This window comes from Magnetococcales bacterium (assembly GCA_015232395.1).
Classification (GTDB): Bacteria; Pseudomonadota; Magnetococcia; order Magnetococcales; family JADFZT01; genus JADFZT01.
Genome location: JADFZT010000003.1, coordinates 65,760 through 77,183 on the forward strand (window position 1 = coordinate 65,760; position 11,424 = coordinate 77,183).

An 11,424-nucleotide genomic window follows, 5' to 3' on the forward strand; every position below is an offset into this window, starting at 1 on the left:
CCACACTCCGGCTTTTTCCGGAATCCGCCTCGAAGCCATGGTGGTCCCCCATGAATGATATTCAGCAACTGCTGCTTTTAGCCACTCCCTCCCGAAAACTGGCCGTGCCCCTGCAAAACGTTGTCCGGGTTTTGCCCCTGGCAGCCTGGCAACCGGTACCGGAAACGCCGGAATGGTTTTTGGGTCTTCTCAATCTGGCGGGAGAAGGGCTGCCCATTCTGGACCTCTCCCTGCGTCTGGGGCTGGGTGAGCCTGGTTCCTATTCCATAGAAACCCCCATCGTGGTGATCGAAGCGGCAGAAAAACGGGCCGGATTGGTGTTGCAGGAGGTGCTGGGTGTGCAGAGCGTCCAGACTGGCGGCTTGCAGCGAACCGATCTCTTTGCCGAAAGCAACCAGCCATTTTTGGGGCTTTTTCAGACCCGGGAGGGGGAGCTGACCCTGGTCTTGGATCCCATCCGCATATTGGATATCGTCTTGACGGAGATGACCCCGACCGATGGGGTGGATGCCCAGCTTATCTCCCAGCTGGAGCTGGAGGCTGGCACGTGACCTGGGAGCACACCGGCAAAGGAGGACAACAAGGCCCCTCCCCCCCGGATCCGGAGTGTCGGGCCAAAGTGGTTGCCTTCATCAGTCAGCGCACCGGCATCGTCATACGCCCCCATCAGCTGGACAATCTGAACGAAACCCTGGCAGCACTCTATGAACGCTTCAACCTGGCAGATTGCCAAGCCCTGCTGAACCATTTTCAAAATCTGCCCGACACCTCCCCGGAGCTGGAATTTTTGATCAGCCGCATCACCGTTGGGGAGAGCTATTTTTTTCGGGATGAAAACCAAATCGCCTTTTTGCGGGATACCTGGCTTCCCCAGACTGTGGCGGCCAAACGGGAGGCTGGGGAGCTGAGCTTACGCATCTGGAGTGCGGGCTGCTCCAACGGGCAGGAGGTGGTCACCCTGGCCATTCTGCTCCAGGAAACCATCCCCGACCATCCCCTCTGGAAGATTCATCTTTTGGGCAGCGACATCAACACCAATTCCCTGTCCCAGGCGATGATCGGCCGCTATCCCGAGTGGTCGTTTCGGGCTACCCCGATGACCCTGCGCCAACGCTATTTTATTAGCGAAAATAACGCCTGGCGGGTAAACGAAACCATTCGATCCATGTCCCAGTTCGCCTACCTCAATCTGGTAGACGACACTTTTCCGTCGGTATTGAGCCAGACCAACGGCCTGGATCTGATTTTATGCCGCAATGTTTTTATCTATTTTGATCCTGAAACCGTTCGCCGGGTGTTGGCCAAATTTGTCGACTGTCTGGTTCCCGGGGGATATCTCATTTTGGGAGCTTCGGATCTGGTGCTGGATCAAGTGCCCGGTTGTGAAGCCCGGCTCCATGGGGATCATCTCTACTTCCGAAAGCTGACCGAAGCCGAATCCTCCCCCCCGGCCCAACCCAGCTGGCAAGAGATATCCAGCCCCCGATCCTCCCCGGGATGGAAAGGTAAATCCCCTCCCACCTCGACCACGGCACTGAAAGAGAGTTGGCCCCCATCAGCCAAGCCCGGCAAGAGATCATCAGCCCAGCCCCTCCCCCCCGCCTCAAAGGTTGGGATTTTCACAGCCACCCAGGCCCCATCCACTCCGGACACGCCAGCCCTGCTCGATCCTTCCACAACCAGGGGCACAGCCTCCACCAGGCAACAGCTCATCACCCGGTTGGCCCGGGAAGAGTGGCAAGAGGCCCTGGCCGAACTGGAGCAGCTTGCAGAGGGTGAAAAACAACACCCGCTCATGGGGCAGTTTCAGGCCAAAATCATGGCCAACCTGGGTCAGATGGATCAAGCGCTGGAACTCTGCCAAACCGCCATCGCCGCTGACCCCACGGACAAACACATCTATCTGATTCAGGGTCAGGCTTTTCTGGAAGCGGGCCGTTTTGGGGAAGCGGAAAAAAGCCTGCGCCGGGGTATTTTTCTCGACCGGGGCTTTGTGGAGTGTCACTTTCATCTGGGAATGCACCTGATTCAATCCAAACGCCGTCAGGCAGGCATCAAAGCGCTCAAAAATGCCGCCCGGGCCATACAGAGTGGCCATCCCGACTGGCAGGTTCACAACGCCCGGGCCATCTCCTATTCCCAGTTGGCAAGTGTGTTGCAGAAAGAACTATCGGTTTACGACCCATGACCCCACCCTGATTGACCATGGCTGATGGGGCTATTTTTGACTGAATCACCTCTCACCGGTGAAAATTCCACCCACGGGATGGGGGAGCAGCGACCTTGTGAATTGTGGGTTGGGGAAACCATGGCTTGAAAAAACCATCCCCTGGTGAAACCGTTTGATGATCGGATACAAAGATGAATCACACTTCTGATTCCAGAGAGACCGTTCACAAAAACGATCCCACCACCCGCCTGCCTGCCTCCAAGCGGGATCGGGAAGTTCTTCAGCAGCGGGCCAAAGCCCTGGCCGGAGGGGATCTTCCCAAGCAGGAGAGAGCCCAAGGGGAGCTGTTTTTATTGGTTCGACTGGGCCCCCGGGAACACTACGGCATTCCCTATCGATTTACCGATGAGATCATCTCTCCTGTGGGGTTGGCGGCAGTCCCATGTAGCCCGGGTTTTATCGCCGGGGTGATCAACCGCCGAGGGGAGTTGCTGACGGTGGTGGAGCTGAAACATTTTTTTGGCCAAGATCATTTGGAAATGGGACCCCAGGCTCGCATCGTGGTCGTTCATGCGGGGGAGATCACCGCTGGGGTGCTGGTGGATGAGGTGATCGGCAACGACCGTTATCTTGCTGGCCAGCTCACTCCCCCCCTCAACCCCAACGGCGGGGCGGGCAAAGGAGTGGTAGAGGGCATCCACAAGGGACGCATCGCCATTCTGGATCTGGAGCCCCTCTTTGCCAGCCAAACCCTCGCCGTTCGCCACGAAAAGGGAAAGTGACCCACCATGCAGCCCGAAACAATCTTCCCCCCCAAGCCTGAAACAGAGCCCCTGCCGGAGAGTGGCCGCATCGAGACCACCCAGGCCCAAGATATCGTCTCCGGGATGGCCATCGAAAAACGTTGGGGCTATCTACAGCTTTCCCAGGGGGATGCCCGCCTGCTTCAGGAGATGCATCCTTTGATGGTGCGCCACGCTGAAGGGGTTGTGGAAGAGTTTTACAACCATGTGGCACAATTTCCGGAACTGGTCACCATCATCGGCCAAACCGGCATCGCCACCGAAGCCCTGAAAGCCACCCAACGGGACTATCTGCTGGGACTTTTCAGTGGCGACTATGGGGCGGACTATGTGGCCAAGCGTTATAAAATCGGTCTGGTCCACTACCGTATCGGGCTCGACCCCAGCTGGTATATCGGCGGCTACAGCATCTATTTTCAGCTGCTGCTCCCCCTGATTGTCAAACGCTATCGCTTTCGCCCCTTCCGCCGTCGTCGCAGCCTCATCGCCTTGAACCGCCTCTTGGCCCTGGACATGCAGCTGGCCATGGAGGCCTATATCCAGAGCCTGGTGAAAAACCTGAAACGCGAAAGCCTCTCCCGGGAGGCCATCGAGGGGCAAGTGAAGGTTTTGGGGGGGCTCATCGAAGGGGTTTCCCGGGGGGATCTGCGGGCACGCTTCGACGTGGTGGCCAGCCAAGGGGATATGTCCCAGCTGGGAGAGTGGCTCAACACCATGATCGGCAACCTGGGCAGGATGGCCCTGAACATTCGGAATACCGGTCAGGAGATGGCCGCTGCCCTTAAAGGGGTTCGCAATGCAGCCAAGACCCAATCCGCCGGGGCCTCCCGACAAGCTGCCGCCATTCACGAAACCATCGCCACCCTGGAAGAGATTAAAAACACCTCCCGGCAAAATCTCGAAAAAGCCCAGGGGTTGGGCGGGATGGCCGATCACACCCAGGCAGAAGGGGAACGGGGTTTGGTGGCCATGGAGGAGTCTGTGGCAGCGGTTCGGGAGATCCGTCAACGCATGGAAAATATTTCCGAAGCGATCCAAGCCCTCTCCCATCGCACCCAACGCATCAGCGAAATCACCGCTGCCGTGGACAACCTGGCCCAGCAATCCAAAATGGTCGCCCTGAACGCCTCCATCGAAGCGGCCAAAGCCGGAGAAGCGGGCAAAGGGTTCGCAGTCGTCGCAGATGAAGTCAAAAATCTGGCCGAACAGTCCCATCAATTTACCAGCCAGGTCCACCGCATTCTGGAAGAGATCCGCCACTCCACCAACCAAGCCGTGGTGGCCAGCGAAGAGGGAGGCAAGGGGGTGGATCGAGGGCTTGCCATGATGGAAGAGACCGGAGCTTTGGTGGAAAATCTTTCCCAGGTGATCCGGGAGACCGCCATGGCCAGCCAACAGATCGGTGCGGCGGTACGTCAGGAGTTTACCGGCATCGACCAGATCTCCATCGCCATGACCGAAATCAACCGGGTGACCGAAGAGTTTGTGGCTGCGGCCCGGGAGATGGACCGAACCACCGATGTCATGACGCAACATGTGCGTAAGCTGGAAACGACTGTTTCCGCTTACAAGGTTTAATCATTTTCAACGATCCAATTTGATTGCGATCAAATCGTCCGGCTTCATCCATGGAGCTGATCGATCCCCATCCAATGAATCGCGTGGCTCACTGCCCACAAGGTGCAACACAAGATGAAAACCATCGGCAATCTCGGAATCCGAACCAAACTCGCTCTCATGCTGACCCTGCCGGTCTTAAGCCTTCTTTATTATGCAGGCTCCGGCTATCAGCAGCAAAAAAGCCTGATGTCGGAATTGGAACGCCTGGACCGGCTCTCGGTCTTTTCGGTTCAGGTGGGGGTGTTTGTCCACGAAATGCAAAAAGAGCGGGGCCGCACATCCCTCTATCTGGCTGCTCAGGGTAAAAAATATGCCACTCCCCTGGCCGACCAGCGCCAAGCCACCGATGATAAAAAAGCCCCCCTTGCAGCCTCCCTGGGCACCTTTTTGGGGCAACTGGACGGGGATGACCTGGAGGGAGTGGGCCGCACCATCCATAACCAACTGGATGGACTCAAACAGCTGCGAGATCGAGTAGACCAGGTGGCCATTCCCGCCCGGGAGGCCCTCTCCTACTATACCACCACCAATGCCCGCCTGCTGGATCTGGTGGAAAAGGTCTCCAGCTCCATCACCCGGGCCGGTGTCGGCAATCATCTGATCAGCTATCTCATGCTGCTCAGAGGAAAAGATCTTCTGGGGCTGGAGCGGGCCGAAACCGGCAAGGTGCTCCATATGGGTGAAGCCACCCGGCAGGATGCGGTCCGCCTGACGGAACTGAACGCCTCCAAGAAGATCTATCTCAATCTTTATCTAAGCCATGCCGACACCACGAGCCGGGAATTTTATACCACGGTCATGGCTGCCGACTGTGTCACCCAGGTGGAGGAGATTCAAACAAACCTGCTGGGTGACCACACAGCTGCCTTCCCCAAAGCCACCGCTTCCCAATGGTTTGATCTCATCACCTGCAAAATCGATCACCTGAAACAGGTGGAAGATCAGCTGGTGTCGGACATCAAAAGCCATATCAGCGATTTGATGGCCTCAACCCGGTATAATTTCATGTTCTTCATCGCCTTGAATATCGGCGCCATCGGACTCACCCTGATCCTGGTGCTGACCATCGCCCATCACATCACCTCCCAAACCGGACAGCTGGTACGCACCATGGGACGCTTTGCCGAAGGGGCGTTGAGCGAACGCATGGGAGGGGCCTTTCGGGATGAGATCGGTCGCATTGGGCTGTCGTTCAACAAGATGGCCAATCGGATCGAGATCAACACCGAAGAGGAAAAAAAACGCGCCCTGGAAGATCGGGAAGAGGCCCGGCGTTTTCGGGAACGGGTGGATCTGTTGCGCCAAACCATCGCTCGGGTCGCGACGGGTGACCTCAGCCAACGCACCCCGGCCCAGGGGGATGACGAACTCTCCCAGCTGGGGCAAAATCTGAACGCCATGATCGAAAGCCTGGCCCAGATGGCCCGCCAGACCGAAGAGGTCACCCAGGCGCTGGCCACCACCCTGGAAGAGGTCCAAGGCTCGGCCCGGGCGCAATCTTCCGGCGCCTCGGAGCAGGCCGCAGCGGTCAACGAAACCACCACCACCCTGGAGGAGATCCGCGCCACCTCCACCCAGACCCTGGAAAAGGCCCAAACCCTGGGCCGCATGGCTGATCGCACCCGCACCGAAGGCGAACAGGGCCATCTGGCGGTAGAGGAGAGTCTGGCCTCCATGCGGGAAATTCGCGCCAAGGTGGAGGTAATCGCCCAAAACATTCTCGACCTTTCAGAGCAGACCCTGCGCATCGGCGAAATCACCTCCTCGGTCAACAACCTGGCCCAGCAATCCAAAATGCTCGCCTTGAACGCCGCCATCGAAGCAGCCAAAGCGGGAGAGGCGGGCAAGGGATTTGGGGTGGTGGCTGAAGAGGTCAAAAATCTGGCCGAGCAATCCCAGCAGTTTACCACCCAGGTGCACCGGATTTTGGAAGAGATCCGCCACGCCACCGACAAGGCGGTGATGGCTACTGAAGAGGGCTCCAAGGAGGTGGATCAGGGGGTGATCCGCATGGAGCAGACCGGCACCTCGGTGCGCAGCTTGTCGGAGGTGATTCGGGAGACCGCCATGGCTGGCCAGCAGATCGTCGCAGCGGTGCGCCAGGAGGCCACCGGCATCGACCAGATCTCTACCGCCATGACCGAAATCAACAAGGTGACCCAACAGTTTGTCTCGGCGACCCAGCAGGCGGTGCAGGCGACCACTGATCTGGGCAACCTGTCCGGCAAGCTCAAGGAATCCATCCGCTTCTATAAGGTATAGGTCATGTTCAAAGACCTGGACCCCGCCTTGAAGGAAGAGCTGATCAGCGTCTTCCGGATGGAACTGGGCCAACAGATAGATGCCATTGCCGATTGTCTGATGAAGCTTGAAAGAGAGCTTCCGGACCCGGATCGCAAAAAGCTTCTGGAAGATATTTTTCGGGCAGCTCATAACGTCAAAGGGGCTTCCCGGGGAATTGGCCTGGAGCAGGTTGCTGATCTGGCCCACCGTCTGGAGTCCCTCTTCACGGTACTCAAGCGGGCCTCGCTGGCCCCTTCAGGAGAGATGGCTGATCTGATATTGGAAACCCTCGACTTTATGAAGGAGACCTTTGAGGGATTTGTTCTGGGACAGGAGGCCTCAGCCGGTAAAGTCCAGGCGTTGGGGGATCGGATCCACGGCTTGACCCAGTCGATCCAACCGGGTGGCAAGCCTCTCCCAGCGACCACGCGATCCACCCCTGCCCTGCCCCCCGAGCTGATGGCTACCCCGGCACCGGTCAGTGGCTCCAAACCCAAAGGTGTTGGAGCACCCCAAGCTGATGGATTGGCACCCTCCCAGGACTCGGCACCCGACCGCAAAGTTCAGAAGACTCTCTCCCCTTCACCCCCTCGTTCGTTGCCAGACCCCCCTGAAACGCAACCTGAAACCAAAACCGATTCACCCCCCATGGGCATTCGTCGGCAAAAGCCCCCGATGGCCATGGAGAGGCCCACCAGGGAGGAAGCCCCACTCCCCAAGCCATCCCAGCCATCCCAAAGCCAAGAGCCCACTGTAACTGTAAAGCCCCCCAAGCCCCAACCACCCAAGCCGGAAACGATTCCAGCCACCGAAGAGAAAAGCCCCCCGCCCGCCTCAACCCAGGCTGACACGACCAAGGAGCGTCGCAAATCGAGTCAAGGGGAGGTGTTGCAGGTACCGGTAGAGCGCATGGAACGACTGGGGGCCTGGGCGGAAGAGTTGCATGTAAGCCTGGTGGATATGGAACTCCATGGCCGGGCGACCCGCTCGATTCTGGATCTTTCTGAAAATTTGGGACGCGCCATCGAATCCGGTGGGACGCCATCGGTCAAAACCCTCGACATTCTGGGAGAGCTGCGCCGCGCTTCAGCCCATCTCCAGCAGGATTTGCTCGCCACCACCCGGCAGTTGCAAGTGCTCACCCACTCCATGCAGCACGACATCCGCCAGCTGCGTCTGGTGCGGGTGGCGACCCTCACCCGTCCTCTGGTGCGCTCGGTTCGGGATCTGGCCCGGGAGTTGAAGAAAAAAGTCGCCTTTACCATCAGCGGTGATGACAACGAAATCGACCGCTCCATTCTGGGCCGCATCCGCAGCCCCCTGACCCACCTCCTCAACAACGCCCTGGATCACGGTCTGGAACCCCCGGACCAAAGGTTGGCCGCAGGCAAGCCGGAAGAGGGACGCCTCACCATTGACATCACCCGGGAAGGGAGTCGAATCCTCATCCGGATTCAGGATGATGGCAGAGGACTCGACCCGGAGTGGATCGCCCGACAGGCTGTCAAGAAGGGGCTCCTCACCCGGGAGGAGGTTGAGCGGCTGGACCGACAAAAAATTTTGGAGTTGGTTTTTCGTCCGGGGTTTTCCAGCCGGGAGATCGTCACGGCCATTTCGGGGCGGGGGGTTGGGCTCGATGTGGTGCGCTCCAACATGCACGCCATCAATGGCCGGGCCACCCTCCTGAGTAAAAAAGGTCAGGGCACCACCATCACCCTGGAGCTGCCCCTCACCCTGGCTACGGAGCGGGGACTGCTGGTCCACACCGGGGGACAGCTGTTCGCCATCCCCACCCTCTCGGTGGAACGCATTATCGAGTTGACCCCTGAGCGGATTGTGCGGGTGGAAAACAACGATGCCATCCTTCTCGACGACCATCCCGTCCCCCTGGCCGCCCTTTCTGATATTTTAAGATTAAAAAAATCGACACAACCCCCTACCAATCCTGACAAAACCATCAAAGTGGTGGTGGTGGCCCAGGAGTGGCATATGGCAGCACTCATCGTTGATGAAGTGGAAGGGGAGCGGGAAATCGTCGTCAAAAAACTCCAACCCCCCCTCCATCGGGTGGAAAACGTCTCCGGGGGAGCGGTGACCGGTACCGGCCAGGTGGTGATTGTCCTCGACCCCCGGGATCTGGTGGAGTCAGCCCCACGCCTCAAAAACGATATGAGCTGGACCCCCAAAGAGTCGGAAACCGCTGAAAAGCCAATCCCCCATATCCTGGTGGTGGACGACTCCATCACCACCCGCACTCTGGAAAAATCGATTCTGCAAAATGCCGGCTACCAGGTAAGCGTGGCGACCGATGGTGAAGAGGCGTGGGAAATTCTCAAAACCCGCTCCTTCGACCTGGTGGTCACCGATGTCGAGATGCCCATCACCAATGGTATTGTCCTCACCGGACGCATCAAGCAGAGCGACACCCACCAGGAGACCCCGGTGATTATCGTCTCCTCACTGGGACGGGACGAAGACAAGGAGCGGGGCATCGAGGTGGGAGCGGATGCCTATATCGTCAAAAACCAGTTCGAAACCCGGGCGCTGCTGGAGGTGGTGGAACAGCTGCTATTATATTGAACCAGAGAGTAAAGTCCCCCTGTATATCAATAAAACCTTCTCCCCTCCCAGACACCCTTTCCCCTGAAAACGGGCAAGATGGATACCCGGGATGGTGGACATGGTGTGCCCCAAAGAGCGATTGTAATCCAACGGGGATAAGATAAAATCCATCAAAATTGCCAAGACGACACCCATCAACAATCGAAACAATATCCATCAAGGTTTAATATGACTTTCATCAAAAAGACAGATTTCCCAATCCGCTCATGATTCGCATTTTGATCGTTGAGGATTCCCAGGTGGTGGCTCTGCTGCTCAAGGCGCTCCTTGAGCAGGAAGTGGATATAACGGTGGTGGGACACGCCAAAAATGGCCAGGAAGCGGTGGAGATGGTCAAAACCCTGCGCCCCGACCTGATCACCCTGGACATCCGTATGCCGATCATGGATGGCTTCGAGGCGACCCGGCTGATCATGTCCACCCGCCCCACCCCCATCGTGGTGGTCTCTTCCAGCGTTGATGACGAAGAACTCAGCATCACCTTCCGGGCCATTGAGGAGGGGGCGCTGGCGGTGATTGAAAAACCCCGGGGGATGCACCATCCCGATTTTAACGCCATTCGCAGCCATCTCATCGACACCATCCGGGCGATGTCCGAGATCAAGCTCGTGCGCCGTTATCTCCACCGTCGGCCAACCTCTCCCACACCTCCCGCCATCACGCCGCCACATGTGGCTCCCCATCCGTTTGCCCCCCCCATCAGCGGATTTTTTAAAATGGTCGCCCTGGCCTGTTCCACCGGAGGCCCCCAGGCGCTGCACCACATTTTTTCCAATCTGCCGGGGGATTTGCCCTTTCCGGTTTTGGTGGTACAGCACATTTCTCCAGGATTTGTCGGAGGGCTCTGTTCCTGGTTGGATGGCGCTTCCCAACTTCGGGTCAAACTGGCCGAAGAGGGGGAGGTTCCCCTTCCCGGCACGGTCCTGATCGCCCCGGACAGCTACCACATGGTCTTGAAACGGGATCTTTCCGGCCTCTCCATCGCGCTCAACGCCACCCCACCGGTCAACGGCTTCCGTCCCTCGGCAAGCCCTCTTTTTCGATCCTTGGCCGAACATCTCCCGGGTCAAAGCGTCGGTGGTATTCTCACCGGCATGGGCCACGATGGGGCCGAAGGGCTCCTCGCCATGCACCGGGCGGGATGCCACACCTTCGCTGAAGATGAAAAAAGTGCCATTGTCTATGGCATGCCCGCTGAAGCCCTGGCCATCGGTGCGACTAAGACCGCTCTCCCTCTGGAGAGCATCGCTTCCCACCTGGAGTCCTTGATCAAATGACCCACGCCAAGCCCCCCGACAACCCCATGGCCGAACAGCTCCCTGACCTTCTGGAAGCCATGAAGAGGGAGTGCCGGGAACGGATGAAACGGGCGGAGGAAGCCCTTGCTCTGTGCCCAGCGGAACTCTCCGTTGAAACCTGCTGCAACCGCGTACATCAGGAGTTTGACAGCCTCCACGGCGCTGCCCGGGCTGCCAATCTCCAGGGCGTTGAAGGATTTTCCCGCCTGGTGGCCCAGGTGGCCCGAAATACCCGCAAGCGTGGGGAGCAATCGGATCTTGATCCACACATTCGTGACCTTCTTGAAGCCGCCATACAACTCACCAGCCGCTGTTTTGAGGGGGCTGATCCCGGTTCCATAGAAGAACAAAAGGATGTGCGCCACCTGACCCACCGTATGAAAAGCCTGCTGGCCCCCCTGTGAAATCAGGGTGTGGTCGAAAAAAATTCCCGCAAATTCCGGGATGACCCCAATCTCTCTTTCCCTTTCGCGCCATTTTCAACAACCCCTCTGATATCCCTCCTAAAAAGGCCATTGACCACCTTGGCCCAAGGTACCTCTGACCCCCTTTTCTCCCCCCTCTTTCGGCATCGCTCTCCACTTCAACCCTTGACCCCCCAGCCACTTTGGCGGAAAAAAGTTCCTAT

The 11,424-nt window shown here is 58.2% G+C and carries 8 protein-coding genes; all 8 read left to right on the forward strand.

All coding sequences use genetic code 11. The features are described 5' to 3' along the window. Positions 1 to 50: 50 nt before the first annotated feature. The 8 genes from HQL52_01750 to HQL52_01785 all read left to right on the forward strand — a co-directional run bounded on the left by HQL52_01750 (position 51) and on the right by HQL52_01785 (position 11,200). Positions 51 to 551 carry a chemotaxis protein CheW gene (locus HQL52_01750; protein MBF0368154.1) on the forward strand — a complete coding sequence of 167 codons (501 nt, stop codon included), beginning with the start codon at positions 51 to 53 and terminating at the stop codon, positions 549 to 551. Beyond that, complete coding sequence (locus tag HQL52_01755) at positions 548 to 2,188, forward strand: tetratricopeptide repeat protein (protein MBF0368155.1); 1,641 nt, start codon at positions 548 to 550, stop codon at positions 2,186 to 2,188. Before HQL52_01750 ends, HQL52_01755 begins: the two co-directional genes overlap by 4 nt. 173 nt (positions 2,189 to 2,361) lie before the next feature. After that, positions 2,362 to 2,952, forward strand: coding sequence for a chemotaxis protein CheW (locus HQL52_01760; protein ID MBF0368156.1), 591 nt, complete (start codon positions 2,362 to 2,364; stop codon positions 2,950 to 2,952). A 6-nt stretch (positions 2,953 to 2,958) separates the two neighbouring features. Then, on the forward strand, positions 2,959 to 4,551 hold the full coding sequence (locus HQL52_01765; protein ID MBF0368157.1) for a hypothetical protein: 1,593 nt from the start codon (positions 2,959 to 2,961) through the stop codon (positions 4,549 to 4,551). 114 nt (positions 4,552 to 4,665) lie between these two features. After that, on the forward strand, positions 4,666 to 6,855 hold the full coding sequence (locus HQL52_01770) for a nitrate- and nitrite sensing domain-containing protein (GenBank protein ID MBF0368158.1): 2,190 nt from the start codon (positions 4,666 to 4,668) through the stop codon (positions 6,853 to 6,855). A 3-nt stretch (positions 6,856 to 6,858) separates the two neighbouring features. Further along, positions 6,859 to 9,456: a hybrid sensor histidine kinase/response regulator gene (locus tag HQL52_01775; GenBank protein MBF0368159.1), complete on the forward strand. Its 2,598-nt coding sequence runs from the start codon at positions 6,859 to 6,861 to the stop codon at positions 9,454 to 9,456. A 248-nt stretch (positions 9,457 to 9,704) separates the two neighbouring features. Then, a complete protein-coding gene (gene cheB, locus HQL52_01780) occupies positions 9,705 to 10,775 on the forward strand; it encodes a chemotaxis-specific protein-glutamate methyltransferase CheB (GenBank protein ID MBF0368160.1) in 1,071 nt (356 codons plus the stop codon). Further along, complete coding sequence (locus HQL52_01785; protein MBF0368161.1) at positions 10,772 to 11,200, forward strand: Hpt domain-containing protein; 429 nt, start codon at positions 10,772 to 10,774, stop codon at positions 11,198 to 11,200. The genes cheB and HQL52_01785 overlap by 4 nt, the downstream gene beginning before the upstream one ends. Positions 11,201 to 11,424 lie beyond the last annotated feature (224 nt).